The 17,545-nt window shown below is 60.2% G+C and carries 15 protein-coding genes; 8 read left to right on the top strand and 7 right to left on the bottom strand.

From position 1 onward, the window contains the following. Positions 1–2,467 (bottom strand): M10 family metallopeptidase C-terminal domain-containing protein (locus B5V02_RS10990; RefSeq protein ID WP_111544236.1); only part of this gene is annotated, 2,467 nt, incomplete at its 3' end. An 88-nt stretch (positions 2,468–2,555) separates the two neighbouring features. Continuing rightward, positions 2,556–2,774 (bottom strand): hypothetical protein, encoded by a 219-nt coding sequence (locus B5V02_RS40065; RefSeq protein WP_146606053.1) that lies wholly within the window; start codon positions 2,772–2,774, stop codon positions 2,556–2,558. Between the two features lie 697 nt (positions 2,775–3,471). Here B5V02_RS40065 and B5V02_RS10985 point away from each other — a divergent pair. Continuing rightward, entirely contained in the window at positions 3,472–3,693 is a 222-nt protein-coding gene (locus tag B5V02_RS10985; protein WP_146606052.1) for a hypothetical protein, read from the top strand. Between the two features lie 327 nt (positions 3,694–4,020). After that, positions 4,021–4,185 carry a hypothetical protein gene (locus tag B5V02_RS40555; RefSeq protein WP_167458459.1) on the top strand — a complete coding sequence of 55 codons (165 nt, stop codon included), beginning with the start codon at positions 4,021–4,023 and terminating at the stop codon, positions 4,183–4,185. A gap of 543 nt (positions 4,186–4,728) precedes the next feature. On the opposite strand, the gene B5V02_RS10980 is transcribed toward B5V02_RS40555, so the two are convergent. The 3 genes from B5V02_RS10980 to B5V02_RS10960 form a co-directional block, all read right to left on the bottom strand. After that, positions 4,729–5,304, bottom strand: a complete 576-nt coding sequence (locus tag B5V02_RS10980; RefSeq protein ID WP_146606051.1) for a hypothetical protein — start codon at positions 5,302–5,304, stop codon at positions 4,729–4,731. Between the two features lie 718 nt (positions 5,305–6,022). Then, positions 6,023–7,237 (bottom strand): tyrosine-type recombinase/integrase, encoded by a 1,215-nt coding sequence (locus tag B5V02_RS10965; protein ID WP_167458458.1) that lies wholly within the window; start codon positions 7,235–7,237, stop codon positions 6,023–6,025. Beyond that, complete coding sequence (locus B5V02_RS10960; RefSeq protein WP_146606049.1) at positions 7,237–7,965, bottom strand: hypothetical protein; 729 nt, start codon at positions 7,963–7,965, stop codon at positions 7,237–7,239. Before B5V02_RS10960 ends, B5V02_RS10965 begins: the two co-directional genes overlap by 1 nt. Before the next feature lie 152 nt (positions 7,966–8,117). On the opposite strand from B5V02_RS10960, the gene B5V02_RS10955 reads away from it, so the two are divergent. The 5 genes from B5V02_RS10955 to B5V02_RS10935 all read left to right on the top strand — a co-directional run bounded on the left by B5V02_RS10955 (position 8,118) and on the right by B5V02_RS10935 (position 12,806). Continuing rightward, entirely contained in the window at positions 8,118–8,306 is a 189-nt protein-coding gene (locus B5V02_RS10955; RefSeq protein ID WP_111544229.1) for a hypothetical protein, read from the top strand. A 453-nt stretch (positions 8,307–8,759) separates the two neighbouring features. Then, a complete protein-coding gene (locus B5V02_RS10950; protein WP_167458457.1) occupies positions 8,760–9,881 on the top strand; it encodes an AAA family ATPase in 1,122 nt (373 codons plus the stop codon). 223 nt (positions 9,882–10,104) lie between these two features. After that, entirely contained in the window at positions 10,105–11,028 is a 924-nt protein-coding gene (locus B5V02_RS10945; RefSeq protein WP_111544227.1) for a hypothetical protein, read from the top strand. 106 nt (positions 11,029–11,134) lie between these two features. Next, positions 11,135–11,701 (top strand): terminase small subunit, encoded by a 567-nt coding sequence (locus B5V02_RS10940; RefSeq protein WP_111544226.1) that lies wholly within the window; start codon positions 11,135–11,137, stop codon positions 11,699–11,701. Between the two features lie 334 nt (positions 11,702–12,035). Then, positions 12,036–12,806 carry a recombinase family protein gene (locus B5V02_RS10935; RefSeq protein WP_111544225.1) on the top strand — a complete coding sequence of 257 codons (771 nt, stop codon included), beginning with the start codon at positions 12,036–12,038 and terminating at the stop codon, positions 12,804–12,806. Positions 12,807–13,774: 968 nt separating this feature from the next. On the opposite strand, the gene B5V02_RS10930 is transcribed toward B5V02_RS10935, so the two are convergent. Continuing rightward, positions 13,775–15,181: an FAD-binding oxidoreductase gene (locus B5V02_RS10930; RefSeq protein ID WP_111544224.1), complete on the bottom strand. Its 1,407-nt coding sequence runs from the start codon at positions 15,179–15,181 to the stop codon at positions 13,775–13,777. Between the two features lie 94 nt (positions 15,182–15,275). Here B5V02_RS10930 and B5V02_RS10925 point away from each other — a divergent pair, with 94 nt between their 5' ends. Next, on the top strand, positions 15,276–16,307 hold the full coding sequence (locus tag B5V02_RS10925; protein WP_111544223.1) for a GlxA family transcriptional regulator: 1,032 nt from the start codon (positions 15,276–15,278) through the stop codon (positions 16,305–16,307). Between the two features lie 383 nt (positions 16,308–16,690). Here B5V02_RS10925 and B5V02_RS10920 read toward each other — a convergent pair whose 3' ends face one another. Continuing rightward, positions 16,691–17,218, bottom strand: coding sequence for a hypothetical protein (locus B5V02_RS10920; RefSeq protein WP_111544222.1), 528 nt, complete (start codon positions 17,216–17,218; stop codon positions 16,691–16,693). Between the last annotated feature and the right edge of the window lie 327 nt (positions 17,219–17,545).

The following is a 17,545-nucleotide window of genomic DNA, read 5'->3' as shown; positions in this document are numbered from 1 at the left end:
CGTGTAGGTCGGCGTGGGTTGGCCACGGGTGGGCGGGCGTGGGGGGGCGTGAGGGGGATCTCACATCGTCAGTTCCGTGTGTGTCATATAGATGTAAGCCGGTGTCGGTCTCGTAGATGATGTGATCGTTGCCGTCGCCGGCAAGGCCGGTGGTGTTCTTGACGAACTGGTCGGCCGTCAGCGTGCCGTTGCCGCCAAGCGCTGCGAAAATCGCATTGTCGACCTGGATGGTGTCGTCGACCACCGAGAAGTCGGTGATGCGGTCGACATTGGTGGAGGCGTTCAGCGCCGTGGTGAAGACGAAACTGTCATGGCCGGTGCTGCCGCTCAGCGTGTCGTTGCCGAGGAGACCGTTGATGATGTTGTTGCCACTGTTGCCAGTGATGGTGTTGGCAATGGAATTGCCGGTGCCGTTGATCGAGGCGCCGGTGCGCAGCGCCAGGTTTTCCAGCTCCTGGCCGGAGAGGTTAAAGGAGACATAGGCCTGCACATTGTCGGTGCCCTGGCCGTTGAGCTCGACGACATGGTCGCCGGCATTGTCGACATAGTAGGTGTCGTTGCCTTGCGCCCCGCTCATCGTATCGGCGCCGAGAAGGCCGTCGATGATGTTGTTGCCGGAATTGCCGGTGATGATGTTGGCGATCGAGTTGCCGGTGCCGTTGATCGAGGCGCCAGTGCGCAGCGCCAGGTTCTCCAGCTCCTGACCGGAGAGGGTGAAGCTGACGTAGGCCTGCACATTGTCGGTGCCCTGGCCGTTCACTTCGATGACGTGGTCGCCGGCATTGTCGACATAGTAGGTGTCATTGCCGATGCCGCCGCTCATCGTGTCGGCGCGTTCCTTGCCGTCCAGCGTGTCGTTGCCACCCAGGCCGATCAACGTGTTGACGCCCGAATTGCCGTTCAGCGCGTTGGCCAGACTGTTGCCGGTGGCGTTGATCGAGGCCGCGCTGCGCAGTGCGACGTTCTCGATATTGCCCGTGAAGTGGTTGCCATCACTGAGGTTGATCGAGATATAGCCATTGACGATATCGATGCCGTTAGCGCCGCTTTCACTGACGATATCGCCGGCATTGTCGACATAGTAGCTGTCATTGCCGAGACCGCCCCGCATCGTGTCGGCACCGCCCCTGCCGTCCAGCACGTTGTTGCCGGTATTGCCTAACAGTGTATCCGCGCCCGAGCCGCCATTCGCATTCTCGATTGTCGCCCCGAAGGCAATTGAAACATTGCCGTGAAGGCCGCCGATGTTGGAGAAACTGCCTGCCGCTAAATTGATGATTTGGGCTTGGCTGAACCCGGACGCATCCAGCGTATCGACACCGCCGGCGTCCCAAATGCAGATTGCCGGCGAGGTGTTTATGGCGAAGTTGTACACGTTCCCTGCATTGGAACCAAAACCGTAGACGGTGTTGCCCGTGCGCGTCGTCATATTGGCGCCGTAGAGCTGCTGAACAGCCAGAATGTCATACAACATCAGCGTGTCAGGGTAGTCATTGTAGTCCGATGCCCCGGTGTTGGTCTCGTCAAAATAGCTCATCACGGAGTATTGGTTGCTGTCCTGGGTGAACTGGGCAAAGCCGTCGTAGGTGATATCCTGTCCAGGTCCGGCGTTGTAATCGCCGGGATGTGACAGGCCGATCGCGTGGCCTGTTTCGTGCAGGATCACCTGATAGTCGTAGGAGCCGATCGGCAGACTTCCCGTGTCGACGGCGTCGGTGTTCAAATGCACGTCTCCGGAAATGTCGCCCGGCGCCGTCGTTCCCGGGTAATCTGCGTAAGCTCCTGCAGGGTCTGGTACCGAGGTGTAGTTTCCAAACAGCATCGTCGCGGAGTCACTGGTGCCGCCGGGGTTGACTTGCGTGAAAGTCAGGCCGCAGACAGACGAATACATGGCAAGCACCGACTGGACGGCAGCGACTTCCGCGGCAGTCAACTGGCTGAAGGGGGCAGCATACCCTGACGCGTCCACGCAATTGACGTCCGTCGTACGCACAGCCCATGTCACGGTCGCCGGTTGTCCGGCTGTTGTGCCCCAACTGCTTTCGGGCGTCAGGATCGCGCCGGCCCCCATCAATTCGTCATAGCCAGCCCGGGTTCCGCTCACCACGGAAACGCCATATTGCCCCGCATACCAATCGAATGATGAGCCGGCATTGATGAAGTAGTCGCCCGTGGTCGTGGCCGTGTAGGTAATCGTCGAATTGTAGCCTGGGCCACTGTCATCGTCGGCCGTGATCAATGTTCCGGCCGCGTTCATGAGAGACAAATAGGTATCCCGGACATTGTCACCGAGTGCGCCTTCACCAACCTCTGCGAATGTATAGGTCTGACCCGCCACAAGATGGACCCGGTACCAATCATGGTCGCCGGCCGAAGACAAATGGCCGGTCGCTGTCTGGCCGACTGCCAGGGTGTAGCTCGTGGCGGTGGATGCTGCCGCATCGGTTGTTTCGGTGACGTTTGGCATTGCCTTCCCCCTTTGCGTTTCCCGCGGCCGTGCCGCCTAATATCCATCATGGGCCGCGAGGTTCAAAACCTGCGCATGTCCGACTGCCTTATTTGCTGTCGTTCACTTTGTCCTTGCCGCATAGCCGTTCTGCCACTTCGAGTGCCTTCCGAAGGACTTCCTGATTTTCCGCTGCCGAAATGATTGGGCTTCCAAGACGTGCTTCGTGCAGACGCGCCAGCGCCTGCTCGCAGGTTTTGGCATTCATCGGGCGCTGCGGATTTCGAGGATAGGATTGCACTGGCTGAGGTCCGACAATGGATGCCACCACGATAGCTCCTAGGTATAGGAGGTTCCGAGTCATGAGCCTTTTCCGTGACCGGTCTGTTTTTGACCAAGCGGCCGTCCAAATTCTCGGCTTGGTGACAGCACCGACCACCCATGCCTGTCGCCATCATGATCGGCCACATCCACCTTCCAAAAATATACAATCGCTTTCCGCGGCATAGCGCCGACAGGTCAATTGCGGAATATTTGTTTCCGAAATCCTATGCCCAAGCCCTAGATTTGTACTCTATGTCATGGTCACACCTGTATTCAACGCTGTTCTTGAGAACCAGCTAAAATTCTTGCTTAAATCCCGTATGTACCGCCGTGCTTTGTTGGCATGGGTGCATCTCTCTTGGCATCGAACTGAACTACTTTAGGTAAGTGCCCGGAGTGTGCCAGTCGTCATGTGACGACTGGACATGGCTTCGACAGACAGCATGTAGGCAGGTTGTGCCGTCGAACATTTTTCTGATTTATAATCAATGTTTTGCTTAAAAACTTGGCGGAGGAAGTGACCGCCTGGCTCGCATTCACCATCGCCGCTGGCGTCGTGCTGGCGCTTGCATGGTGGCCGCTGTAGGCCAAGCGCAATTTCCTTGCACGAAATTCAGTCTGCTCGGGCTTCCTCCTTATTGATGATGCTGTGTTTCGGCTGGCAGTTGTATAGTGGTCCGGGTGCTACGGGAGGGTGTGCCATGCGCGAATTGCCATTAGACATTGATGCAGATGCTGTGATCGCAGTCGGCCGATATCTGGATGATCATGCGAAGACCACCGCAGTTTCGATATCTGAAGCGCTCCGTGTAATCAGGCGTCGCGTCAACAAATCGCGCGTCTGCGATATGTGGCTGGAGGAGATGATTGTAGAAAGCGCCGCAGCCAGAAAGCTTGCCCTCTTGTTGGACAACCACAATTAAGGGGCGCCGGCTCAGGCGGGCGCCAAGGCGCGCGGGACGCTTTCGGCGGTGTAGGACAGCGGCCGGCGGGAACGCGCGCTGCCCGCTGCCAAGGAACCTGGCGCCGGCTCTTCTCTAATCTTCACATAAATCTCGACAGATGGATTAGGTGGGCAAATCGCGCACCAAGGCCAATTGTGAATTGGCCATCGTTGGCAGCAAAGTCCCAACCGAAGAATGCCGCCCAGCCAAAAAGCAGAATGGAGAAGCGCATGATCAGATTCTAAATTAGGCGTATTGAATAAACGTTAAGGCAGAGGCGCGGGCTTTGAGTGCCCAGGGGAAGAGATGACCGACAAACCGGCCACAACCTACATCGTCAGCGTGTTCGAGAAGCCGCATTGGCGCACGGTGCTGACCAGCAAGGACAAGGCCAAAGCGCTGGCGGCGGCCGAGGAGATTGGCGACAAGGTGCGGATCGAGGAGATCACGCCGAAGGTGAAGAAGCGTTAGGGGCTACCCGACTACATCGCTTCTGACGGCGCAAAGAAGCAGTTTTCGTCTTCCTCCGTCGGATGCAAGCAGATGTGAAAGTTTTCATCGCCAGAGGGAATTACCTCGTCATAGGGCACGAAATATCGATCCTGGTGGGTGACCCTGTGGTGGTCGCCCGGTTTCAAGATTATGACGTAGCCATCAGGTCGCGGTGTCACGGTTGTGCTGGGGATCTTACCGCATTCTCCCGTCACCGGATCCCCATGACAACAGGCAGGTGGATAAGTCCAGCTTCGCTGAGGGCTGTGTGCTAACGCTGAACCATCCTCCAGCGCCGCAGCCGTGGCTATCACGCCTGCCAACCCCGCCATGTGTCGTGTTCCGACCGCATGCACTCGAATGGTCCCCGAGAGCGGCGTCCGATGTCGTCCAGCCGATTATAAACCATTCGCAGGCGCTAATACAGAAATGCGCAAGCTTCGCCCCCGCAAGGGCGTGCTTGACGAAAAAAGCCCGCCACCGTGAGCAGCGGGCTTTGTTGGGTCGGCGTCGGACCCGATTTTAGGGATACATGCCAGCGACCGCATCTGCGTCGGCGAAACCAGCTTCTGCCGGATCGAACTCCCGCTCGTCGTCGCCTTCGCGATCATCCGCCGGCTCGTTCGGGCCGCATCCTCGCCCGTGACCGGTCCAGCCTAGATCGGGCTCGCCTTCTGGGTGGTTCCATGTCTTCTGCTCGACCTTGCAGGTGAGACGCTGGTCAACGTGCTCTGTCCAGCCAAGCTCCCACTCGTCATCGTCGCGGTCGTCATGCGGCTCGTCGAGCACGTCGCCTCCATGCTCGTTTTCGGCTTCGCATTCGTCATGGCTCGGGAGCGAGGCGCGGGAGCCCGCCCAATCCTCTTGCGAGTTGCTGCCGTAGTGCATGACCGTCAACTCGCCGCTGCGTCCCCACGGGCTCTCCCGGGACGTTGGATGCCGTTCGATGGTGCCCATGGTCGGCTCGCCGTCGCTATCCGGCTCATAGTCGCTGTTGTCCTGCTCCCGGTCGTCGTCACCTATCGAGGGCTCGGCGTCTGCGCCGTCTTCTAGGTCGCAATCGGCTTCCATGAGGTCGAGCGCTGTGATCAGGCTCATGGCGCGGTCCAGATGGTTGTTCAGGGGCTTCTGCACCGACTGGCGCCGTTCGCGAGGTTCCGTCCCCTGGGCATCCCAAGGGGCTTCAACGTTCTGATATGCGCGTTCATGACGGCCACCCCACAACGAGGGCAAAGCCGGCCTGATGATCGATCTGAACCCGCCATTCCCCGCCGTGAACTTCCTTCATCGCGTCCGACAGTTCCCCAGCGAGACGCCTGACGCGCGCGCAGGACGTTTCCGGCAGTTCGGACGACGAGGGAAGGGGAGAAACTGCGCCCGAAGCCGCAGTCGCGGCTATGCCGGGAACGGACGCGATTGCGCCAACAAATAGGGCGCGACGGGAGAATCTACCGACGACCTGGCTATCGGTCTGGTCAAAAAAGCGGTGCATAATCAAAGTCTCCTTCGGTTGCATTTTCCTTGGGAAACGCATTGGGAAGGAGGCAAATGGCGCCGACAAATACCTTACAAAATCAGCCTGTTAGGCGATAAATCTGGCGGAGGAAGTGGGATTCGAACCCACGGTGAGCTTGCACCCACGCCGGTTTTCAAGTCCGGCGCAACGCGCTTCTTGTCGTTGCGTGTCGTATTATAATGTGCCGGTAACCCGTTGAAAAATTGGCGCAATCAGTGTGATTTCGTGCCGTTCTGTTCCACGTCGTTTCAACTTATTTCGCGGTGTTTCGGAACGTTCTGTGATATTTTGGTGATAAATTCAGCCCCTCGTCAGCGCCTCGAAATGTGTCCCGATCACTTCTGCGGCGGCCCGGTCGCGCACGTCCTCTGGGTGCACATAAAGGTCATTGGTGATTGCGGTGGTCGAATGGCCGAGGCGGGTCGAAACGGTTTTGAGGTCGACCCCATTGCGGATCATGCTTGTCGCCATCGTGTGTCGCCAGCCATGACAAGGTTGGATCCTCTTGACACCGGCGCTGTTCATGATCGAGCGCAGCCGTCCGGTCCAAGTGCGGGGGTTCGGCATGGCGCCGCCATGTTCCGGAAACACGAAGAAGGGATCGCGTAGATAGTCCCGGCCGTAGGCCAAGGCCTGGCGCATGATCATCGCCTTGTGCTGACGCAGCCGCTCCACAACAGCGAGTGGAAGCGATATCGGACGCGCGCTGCTTTTGGTCTTCGTTGCAGCACGAAGTTCGACACCGGCGTTGCTCTGAATAAGGGTTTGCCGGACTTCGATGGTCGCCACATCGAGGTCGACGGCATCCCAGCAAAGCCCCAGCAGTTCAGAGCGTCGGATCCCGCAAGTAAGCAGAAGCATGACGGCGGCGTCGAGACCAGGATAGCCTTTCGCGCGCGTCTGCGTCTTCAAGGCGGCATGCCAGACCCGGCTTGCCTCTTCGTCGCTCATGCTTCGTGCCTTGGACTTTTGCGGGGAGGGCGGCGATGCGTCGGTCGCGACGTTTTCACCGACCAGTTTCCACTTTCGTGCCTGCTTGAGCGCATTCGAAATTACACGATGGCAATGGTGGACCGTCCGCGCGGCCAAGGCCACTCGCTGGCGTGGGGCGCCATCCTTTCCGGGCTTGTGCGACCACCCACCACGCTCAAGTAGTTCTGCATAGGCCTGATCGAGAATGCGCGCGTCCAGCTTGCGCAATTCGATGCGGCCGGCGAACTCGACGACGTGATCGCAACTGCGTCGATAGAAGTCGATCGTCGTGGGACTTTTCTGGCCGGTGCGATCCACCCAGTCTACCCAGTATTTCAAATACTCGCCGAGGGTATATCGGCGATCGTGCACACCGGCCCCCTCGACCTCCTTTGCCATTTGGGCGGCGAAGGCCTTTGCTTCTTTCATCGTAGCGAAGCTCTTCGAAGGCTGACGACGTGTCCCATCGAGATCGCGAACGCTCCACAGGGCCTGATAAAAGACCGCGCCGTTCTTTTTCTTCAGCTTGCGGACTGATGCCATTAGTCGTTGCTCCTGGTATCCCGCGACAGTGCGTTCCGGCACGCGTTGCTGCATGTCTTCATGTTCGTTCGTTCGAAGGCAAACCAGTGGCTGCAGAACGCGCAACGCTTGAGCGGCATCCGCCGGAACAGGTGTTGCACGGCGCTAGCGACCATGAAGTCGGCCAAGCTGGAAGCATCGAGACGGAAACCCGTCCTGCTGTCGAAACGGCCGATTATAGGCTTCCACCCGGCTAGGTCGCTATGAATAAAACGGTGAACCTGCTCGGACGGTTCGCCATCCCGCACATGGCACGCGCCATCGGCGCCGGCCTCTTCCGCGCCGTCGTCCCTGGGTCCCCAGCCAGGCTCCTTCTGCCAGCAGTCGCCGATCAGACGCAGCACGCCAGCAAGTTCGTCCCATTTGTAGCTGTAGAACGTGCGTACGGGCGGCGATGGTTGTTCAAGAGGTAGGTCGTCGGGCTTCTGGTTGGGATCACCATAACGCATGACAAAACCCATGACCTGCGCTGGATCGGAAGTTTCTATCTCGCTGAACGTTCTCCAGAGGCCGAGCGCCTTCGTGGTTCTCCACCGGCGCCCGTCGCCGCGGACTTCGACTCGCGAAACCGATACCGTCTCGTAGCCTTGCGGGTCGCCGGCAACAGGCACAAGCACATGCGAGACACTTGTGGCCAGGACGGCCGGCCATCGCCGACCGGTAAAATGGATCGGATAGTGTTCTGGCATTCCCACGCGTCCCATTTCGTTGCACCCCGTTCCCTACCGCGTCACGGAACAAAATGCAACGTCACTTCATGATGCGGAATAACATGGCGTAACTTGTATCATTGTTGTCTTCGAGCTATGGTCTGTCCGCAATTCGGTGAGGAGGACAGGCGATGTCTGATGGAAAAGAGAGCGAGCGCCGCAGCGGCGTTTCAATCCGCGATGCAGCCCGGGAAACGGGAATTCCGGAAAAGCGGCTTCGTCGCGCTGCCGAAAACGGGGAGGTGAAAACCGTCGAGTTCGGTGGCGTCGAGAAGCTTCCTATCTCGGAGGTCGAGCGTCTGAAGAAGCTCTACGCATAGCATGGCCCGCCGGCGCTAGTGAGCGCGGATGCGGCGGCCATGGTCGGCAGGATGCACATGAACGACCCGCATCGGATGCCGAAGCCCGTGCATCATAAATAGCGCCGGCGGAACCTGACCAGGGGACCACCAATGCTCATTTCTGCTGTTGACCCAACGGCGCACGCGGCTGCGGTTGGCATCGATGAGGGCGTATACGGGGCAAGCGCGATGGCAGACCAGGCCGAGCCTATTTCAATATTCGCAGCCCTGGAGCGTATCCGACTCTCACAACTTGTGGACGCGGACGCCGGCCCCAACGAGCCTCCGTCCGAGACCGTCCCTCCGGCGCCCGACACCACCCCAGCGGAGCGCATTGAAGATACCGCAGCCTTTTCCGAGGCAGCCGTAGCGTTTCGCGCTCTGCGCAAGCGGTCGGAGCGGAATCTACCATTGCCCTTACGAGGCGAACCATTGCCGCCGCTCGCCTCGTTCAGCGCCGCGATCTATGCCGGTATCGCACCGCCGCCGCGCGCCTTCGTCGACGGGGCAAGCTTGATCCCTTGCCGCAACATTACGCTGCTTTCGGGCGACGGCTCGACCGGTAAGAGCCTGCTGGCCCTGCAGCTTGCCGTTGCCATTGCCGCCGAAACGACATGGCTCGGAATTGCCGTCGCCTGCGGCCCTGTCGTCTACATGTCAGCCGAGGAAGACAGGACGGAAATCCACAATCGGCTGTACGAGATTAGCGTCGCTGACGACATTGACCTGGCCAATGCCGCCAACCTGGAGATCGTCTACATGGTCGGGCAGGATGCGACGCTGGCCAATGAGGCGCCCGGCGGCAAGCTCAAAACGACCCGGCTGTTCGAACAGTTGGACGCCAAGCTCCGGGAAATCGAGCCCGTGCTGCTTATTCTCGATAACCTCGCCGATATTTTCAGCGGCAACGAAAACAACCGGTCTCTCGTCAAGCATTTCGTCGGACTTTTGCGCGGGCTCGCGATCGACCACGATTGTGCAATCCTCTTGCTCGGCCATCCAAGCCTCTCCGGCATGAGTTCCGGGACGGGCATGTCGGGATCGACGGCGTGGAGCAATTCGGTCAGGTCACGGCTCTACCTGCGCCGCGTTATTGCAGGCGACGGCAGTGAGGCCGACGAGACGCAACGGATTCTGGAGGTCAAGAAGATCAACTACGGACCGAAGGGCCAGCCCTACGGCTTGAGATGGCGCGACGGGCGTTTCGTCAGGGCCGATCCACCAAAGCCCTTCGACGATGTCAGTGTCGCCGACCTTGAGCGCGTCCAGCAGGCCTTCGCGACCCATGATTACCGTGCCAGCGAACAATCTCCGGACTGGGGTGGCTATGCCGTCGCCGACATCCTCGACCTCGATGTCGGACGTAATATCGGACGAGCCGAGCGCGCAGCCGAACAGAACCGGGCGCGCGCCAAGGTCAGGACGATCCTTGCGACATGGCTGCGCAACAAGGCCATCAGCATCGTCAAGCGCCGCACGGACCAACGCGAGATGAAGGAGTTCTACGAGGCCGGCCGGAGCGAAGGAGGCGATGACGATGCGCTGCCGAACTGACGCACACTCCGGGTTCGGCATGGTTCGGCAACCCTCGGCAGCAAGGCAGGCGAGGAAGGGATGCCGTACCCTCACCCCGTAGGGGTGGGGGAGGGTACGGCTCCCCTGCCGCATACGAGCCGCTTCGGCAAAGTCGAGTACGGCAGGATGAGTTCGGCAAACGCCCTGTCCGAGGGACAAAAAGAAAAACTGACCGATGCCGACATCTTCGATGAGCGGAGGGATGGTGCAGTTCAACTTGCCGTTGGCACCGCGCTTTCGGCGACTCGGTCGCACCGACACCCGGCGGATCCGGGCAAATATGGAGGCAACGATGACAGTCAGAAACTCAAATCCCATTCATGATCTGATCCGACGTCAGGCCGCCATCCTGACCGAAATCGAGGCTCAGGAAAGTGTGGACCTGGAACACCTTGCCAATTCAGCCTTGCCCACGGGCGAAACGTCTGGCGAGGACGCGGCGCGCAAGCTGCTGCGTGGGCTCATCCGCAGCCGCAACATCGGCTTCGGAGATCTCAGGATCAATGGCACGTCGACCGAGAAGACGACTATTGTCCCGGCCTTGCCGGGCTTTGACCTAATCTATCTCCTGCCACTGTCAGATGGCAATTTTGACGGCCAGCAAGTGCTGAAGACGCCAGTCGTCGCATGGAAAATTGACAGCGGCGGATCCGCGGAGCCAATCGTGCCCGGTTTGCCGGTGACTTGTTGCTGGGCAGTCCTGACACCTCATAACAATGTCATCGCCGATCAATACACCAACCTCTTCGGCGAGTACCCGCTCCCGCTGAAGACTTGGATCAACGCCGAAATCGAATGGATAGAGTCCGTGTCCGGTGGTTCGGTGAAGGTGTTTCCCACTGCGTTCACAAACATGCTCCGATACGGCGGGCCAATCGCGAAGGCCATTGGGCTGTTGATGGCTGGGCGCCGCGATTGGATTGGCACCTCGGAGCAGTTATGGACGTCACTTGCGGAAGTCGATGACGATCTCTTCATTACTTTCTCGGCCGCGCTCAAGGACCTCGCGCCGAAGCTTGCCGATGCCGGCCTTTCGATCACGTGGGTCGACGATGGCCGAATTCTTATTGGTCACATCGGCACAGAGGGAGCGGCAGAGCGCGGATTTCCTCCATCGCAGCAATAGGAGAATCGGAACTCTCTTTGCTCGGCACTTGTTCCGCGACGTTGGCAAGCCGATAGCCTCTAGCTCAGCTAGTGGAGGTTCTTGCGCTGTGGTATAAACGACCGCTATGCCGCTGAATACGAGACAAGAACGCTTCGCCCAGAATCTTGTGGCAAAGGCGATGAACGCCACTGCTGCCTACAAGGCCGCAGGCTATGCCGCAAAGACAGATGCGACCGCGCGAGCAGGTGCTTCCGAGCTCCTAACAAATCCTGAGGTGAAAGCACGCGTTGCCGAGTTGCAGGCCAAGGCCAGCCAACGAAACGAGATCACCGTCGATGCGATCCTTCGCGAACTCGATGAAGCTCGGCTCGGCGCCATGATGACAAATCAATATGGGGCTGCCGTTCAGGCCTCTCTGGGCAGAGCGAAGATCGCTGGCCTGATCACGGACAAGGCCGAGCTGCTGACGACGGTGCTCCGCAAACCACTGCGCGAGCCGCTGCGCGAGCCGAACCGGCAAATGTCACTGCAGGAGTGGGAGCGGAGGTTTAAGCCGACGTCCGCAACACAGCCCAGCCAGGACGAACCCGACGCTCGACCGAACAATGCTCAGCCGCCGGACGAAATCGGGATCGCTGAAGCCATCCGGCGTTCCGAGGCAGCCAGACGGGCAAGGTCGAACCAGCCTTAGGCTCCATTCGAGACCCCGCCGCAAAGCCGCTCAGGCGGGCCGCAAAGGCACGAACCGGCCCCGCCCGGTGTCTGAGACCGACCAAGGCGTTCGATCAATCGTGCGGGCTCCATTGACCCGACGCGAGCCAATTTCGGGTTCGCCAACCACCGAGTTCCGAGCACGGGTCGCCGCCGGGATGGCTTTTGTCTCAGCGCCATTGCCGGGGCGCTCGCCTATGTTCCAATGGCTGCAGATGCAGGGCGAGCGGAACCGCACCAAAGTGCTTCTGTCACGGGTGTGTTAAGCGCAACCTTCGTTGACTTTTTACACACCGCTGAGTACACGGGCGTTTATGATGCGTTTTGTCATTTACAGGCGAGTATCCACGCAAGAGCAGGGCCGCAGCGGCTTAGGGCTGGAAGCGCAGCGGCGCGACATTGACATCTTCCTGCACGCGTTCACTCAGGTGCCTTGGGAGATCGTTGGCGAGTTTTGCGATATCCTGTCTGGCAAGGACGACAACAGGCCTGAATTGGCGAGAGCGCTAGACCTCGCAAGGCGAAAGGGCGCCGAGCTTCTGATTTCCAAGCTTGATCGGCTTTCCCGCGATGTCGAGTTCATCGCCAGGACCATGAAGCACGCTAACATCAAAGTCGCGACCATGCCGAATGCCGACCCTTTCCAGATGCATCTGTTCGCCGCGCTCGCCGAGAAGGAGCGCAAGTTCATCGGCGAGCGGACCAAGGCCGCTCTTGCCGCCGCCAAGGTACGAGGTGTCAAGTTGGGGGGCTATCGCGAAGGCAGCCTCGACCGACGGATCGCCGCCTTGAAGCAGACTGCAGACGATAACGCGCGGCGCGTTATGGGCATCGTGCAACCCCTTAAGCAGGCGGGAAAGTCGCTTCGGCAAATTGCCGTAGAACTTGAGAAGCAGGGCATTCGAACGCCGCGGGGAGGGGCTTGGACTGCAAAGCAGGTCAGTCTAACGCTCGCCCGGTTAACGAGGTTGGCTTCGGTGCCGGTAGACAGGGTGGCCGAGCCGACAGAGGTCAAAAGCGCCGAGTCCGTCGTCGATCGCGCTGGACCGGCGGCAGGCCGCGCGCCGCTTGGCAGCCGCTGGTAAGTCTGAGGCGGCTGACACTACGCCGCCGGCGTTCGTCGGTGGCGGGGGCCGGGGTGAGTTGTGGGGCCCCTGCAAGACGTGCGTTGCACGTGCTGGCTAGACAGTCGTCAGCGTGGCGTTGCGCTAGAAACAAGCTGGAAACAGACCTGGCAACCGGTGGCGTTAGTCGGTTACGAGATCGAGCTATTCCTAGGCCATCGAGGCTTCGCCTCACGTTACAGGCGGCTGATGCGTAATATAGAAAGGCGCTACCGTCCTAAGGTTCTACGAGAGGGGTTAACAATGCGGTCCGCAACGGTTCTCTCGTCGTTGCTCGCGCCGGTTCTATGGGCGGTTCATCTTTTGCTCGCCGTCTGGGGACTTAATGCCGCAGCAGGGTCCGAGCCGGTGTTTTGCTCCAGCGCTTCATTGATCCGAACGACATCGAACCAGACGACGGGGACTGCCACGGCGTGTCCGTTTGTGCTCGCGGGATCATCAAGCAACGGATCGGGGTGATTGGACTTTTGGCTCTGCGAATTTTCGGAGCGCCAGCGCGCGAAGAGCTCAGCTCGCGATGGACGACGATACAAGCGGGCACGGTTGACTGTCAGTGTCGGAGCTCTTCGCGCCGATCCAGGAGACCGGGCGGTAGGCCGGCGCCCCACGTAACCTACGCGGCGCGTCGTTGAGGGAAATGGAGACCCGAACGCCCGAGGCCGTGCTTTCGGAAGCCAATAGTTTGCGACTTAAGGCCACACCTGCAGCGGGTGGGTGTGGTTAGACGTTGCGTCCGCGGCCGACATCAGCCGCCAATGCGGCCGTTTTCATGACGGCTTTGCGCCTGATCTCGGACGTTGGGGACAGATCTGCCACTGATTGAAAGCGGACATCACGGCGACAACGCCGGGCGTCGCTCGCGACTCAGCGCGATCAAAGCCACCACGGCCGAACGAGAGTCGCACCGTACGCCCGATTTGGATTGTGCGTCAGTGCATTGGCAGGATGTTCTGGTTGAGGCGGAACAGATTGTCCGGATCGTATCTGTGCTTGATCTTGGCGAGCCGCGCGTAAGCCTCGGCTCCGAAGGCGTCGCGCACGAGATCCGCTCCTTCGCCATGGCCGGGGAAGTTTAGATAGAGGCGGCCGGTCGAGTAGCGCTGCATGTCCTGCCAGCAGTTGCGAACCCAGCCGATGTTCGCATCGTCCTCGTCAGCGCCTGGCCAGATCGCATCAATGCTCAGCATGAACGGCATGGAACGGTCGCCGAAGGCAGTCGCATCGGCTGCAACGCGCTGGACGAAACCGCCGAACTTCCAGATCGAGGCGAAGGTCATTTCGGAGGGCCGCTTCGCCATCCGCACGGTGATCTCCCCGATGACCTCGTCGTCGAGGCGCGAGAGGTAGGTGGATTTCCAGTAGCAGTGGTCGCGGCCTTTCGGGAACAGGCCGTCATAGAGCGACTGGATGGTGCAATATGCCATGCGGCCGCTGAAATCGACGAGCGGTTCCCCAAAGCTGCGCAACGGCGCCACGACCCGCTCGCCCTCGTCGGCCGGTCCGTCATAGACATGCGCGAGCGCGAGGACGCGCCGGCCCCTTGCATGCTCGGGGATCGAGGGATCGTCCGGCAGCGTGGAGAATTCCGCTAGGCCGCTTAGGCGATCGGGTGCGGTCTGCATGAAGTCGCGCCAGAGCGGAATGATCTCGTTGGCACGCTCCTCGGGATAGGTCGGACCGCACAACATCAGCTCCGGCTCGATCGGGTGCAGCTTGAACTCGAAGCTCGTCACCACGCCGAAATTGCCGCCGCCGCCGCGCAGCGCCCAAAAGAGATCCGGGTTCTGCATCGCGTCGGCATGGATGAGGCTGCCATCGGCGGTCACCAGATCGGCGGCCAGCAGATTGTCGACGCTGAGACCGTGGCTGCCGCGCAGCCAGCCAATGCCGCCAGAAAGCGTCAGGCCGGCAACGCCCGTCGCCGAGATGAGACCGCCCGGCGTGGCGCGGCCAAGCGGGGTGGTGGCCGCATCGACATCGGCCCAGGTGGCGCCGCCCTCGACGAAGGCACGGTCGAGGTCGGGCGCGACCTGTACGCCCTTCATAAGCGACATGTCGATCATCAGCCCGCCGTCGCAGACGGCGTAGCCTGCAACATTGTGGCCGCCCGAGCGGATCGCGATCACCAGCCCGTTTTCGCGCGCAAAATTCACCGACGCCACGACATCCGCAGCATTCCGGCAGCGGGCGATGAGGGCGGGACGGCGGTCGATCATGCCGTTCCAGACGACCCGAGTCGCGTCATAGGAAGGGTGCGACGGCTCCAGCACCTCGCCGCGCAAGATGGAACGGAAGCTTTCGATGCTCGATGATGCAATGGTAGCGGTGGCGGCCATGGGGCGGTCTCCTCGTTTCACGCACGCGCACACGCTAGCGCGGCGCGGGCACGGCCGCTAAAGTCGAAAATGCTGGAAGGCGGTCATTTCTGCCATGATTGAACAGACCACACCATTGAATGTAGCGATCCTTGCCGCTCCGGAGGCTACCGCCTCCACGATCTACGGCATGTTCGACTTGTTTTCCTCGCCCGGCAGGGATTTCCTGTTCATCACCAGCGGGGCCGCGGGCACGCCGCGCATGCGGCCCTATGTGGTTGCCGGGGACGGCAGCCCGTTTCGCGCGGCAAACGGCATCTGGGTGCGTCCGGACCACGCGCTCTCCGATTGCCCCCGCCCCGACATCGTCTGCATCCCCGATTTCTTCGTCAATCCGGGCGAAAGCGTCGCCGGGCAGTATGATGCCGAGGCCCGCTGGCTGAAGCGCGCGCATGACGACGGCGCGATGCTGGCCAGTGCATGCTCGGGCGCGGTGCTGCTCGGCGAGGCCGGGCTACTCGACAATCGCGAGGCCACCATTCACTGGGGCTATGTCGAGACGCTCACGAACAACTATCCCGGCGTGAAGGTGAGGCCGGACCAGTCGCTTGTGCTGACCGGCGAGGCGCAACGGGTGGTCATGGCGGGGGGCGGCTCGAGCTGGCAGGATCTCGCCCTCTATCTCATCGCGCGCTTTGTCGGCCTCAAGGAGGCGATGGAGGTCGCCAAGGTCTACATGCTGCAGTGGCACGACATGGGCCAGCAGCCCTTCGCCGCGCTGATGCGCTTTCGCCAGACCAGCGACGCGGTGATCAACCGGTGCCAGAGATGGGCGGAACTCAACTACCGGACGCCGTCGCCCGTCACGGCCATGACCAAGTTGTCAGGCCTGTCCGAGCGCTCCTTCGTGCGCCGCTTCGCGAGGGCTACGGACATGAAGGCGATCGACTACATCCACGCGCTCCGGCTCGAGCAGGCCAAGCAGATGCTGGAGACGGGCGGTCTCCCGGTCGAAGCGGTGGCGAATGAAGTCGGCTACGAGGATGCGAGTTTTTTCGGGCGTCTCTTCCGCCGCAAGGTCGGGCTGACGCCGGCGCAATATCGCATTCGCTTCGGTGCACTCCGGCGAGCGCTGAGCCGCGATTGAATCTCAACCGTAGCGGCGCGAGGCCCATATTCCGCTCTGCGCCTATCTCGGCCGTATAGATTAGCATTGCCGTTTCCTGAAAGCTGCCGTTCAATCAATGGAGCGCTCTTGGATTCCTAAGCGGTCGGTGAGATGGCGTCGAGCGCCACCTCGAATTGTCCTTGGGCACCGTCGAAAGGATTATGACGGCCCGGGGGTCAGCCGGCTGCTAGGCGTGATGTCCTATGGGCATCAGTACAGCCGAGACGTTTATCGCCTAAGGAAACCGGTACTCTTCGAAGCCGAAAATCATTGGCGGCAGAACGTCGGGTAGGCGAAGGCAACAACGTAGTCCGGTGCGACGCCAAGCATACGGATGCTCCCCGATCGTCTCTTGGCGGCGGTCAGTGCTTGAGACACTTGCGACCCACTGCCATTGCTTTGAAGGTCCCCTTCAAGTCGACGACAAAGGTTCCCTTGGTTTCCGGAAACACGGTCATTTTGTATTTTTTTGCCACGTCGCGCTTGAACTTCGGGTCGTCGGTCAGGATGTAGCCGCCAGAATATCCGCCCTTGAGTTCGCCACTCGTGCTGGTCGCCACACCCTTGTAGAGATGGCCGTCCAAAGAGACGAAGATGTCCGACGTCGTCCCGTTCTTAAGGCCGATATCCACCTTCGTGAACACGCCGAGATACCCGATTTCCTGATTTGCGGTAACGCCCATTTGCACCGCACTTGGCCCGTCTTGGCGCACGATCAAGCAATCTCCACGGGTTTGATTTGTATAGACTGTCCAGCCCTCGACGTCCTCCCCGTATCGGACGAGCACATCGCTGGCCTTGGGAAGCGGATTTTGTGTTTGTGCGTAGGCTGCCGTCGCGGACGAAAGTGCTACTGACGTTGCCGCGATGAGTGTCATGAAGTTTCGCATGGTATTGCCTTTCCTTTGGGTTGCCGTTCTTTGAGCATGAATGTTCGTTTTTGTGGATCGTCACTGCCGTGCTCATCCTGGAGCGTTGCTCGGCGGTCAATTTCACCAGTTCGATCTCTCCGGCCTAGTCTTGTCGAACCAAGGCCAGAAACTTGACCTCGCGCTTTGTTCCCCACTTTCTTGCGCTCGATTGCTACTCGATCTTCTTCGGCGCCGTTAGAATGCAGCTAGCAACATCAGTTTCAGGCAACTTCTCCCTTGATGGTGTGAAAATGGCGCCGGCAAGACTGGCACATCGCCAAAGCCTTGGTCGGTTCGAGCTCTTTT

Source organism: Mesorhizobium kowhaii, from assembly GCF_003253745.1.
GTDB classification, from domain to species: Bacteria; Pseudomonadota; Alphaproteobacteria; order Rhizobiales; family Rhizobiaceae; genus Mesorhizobium; species Mesorhizobium kowhaii.
The sequence above is the reverse complement of the archived record's forward strand: the minus strand, read 5'-3'. Positions and strand labels throughout refer to the sequence as shown.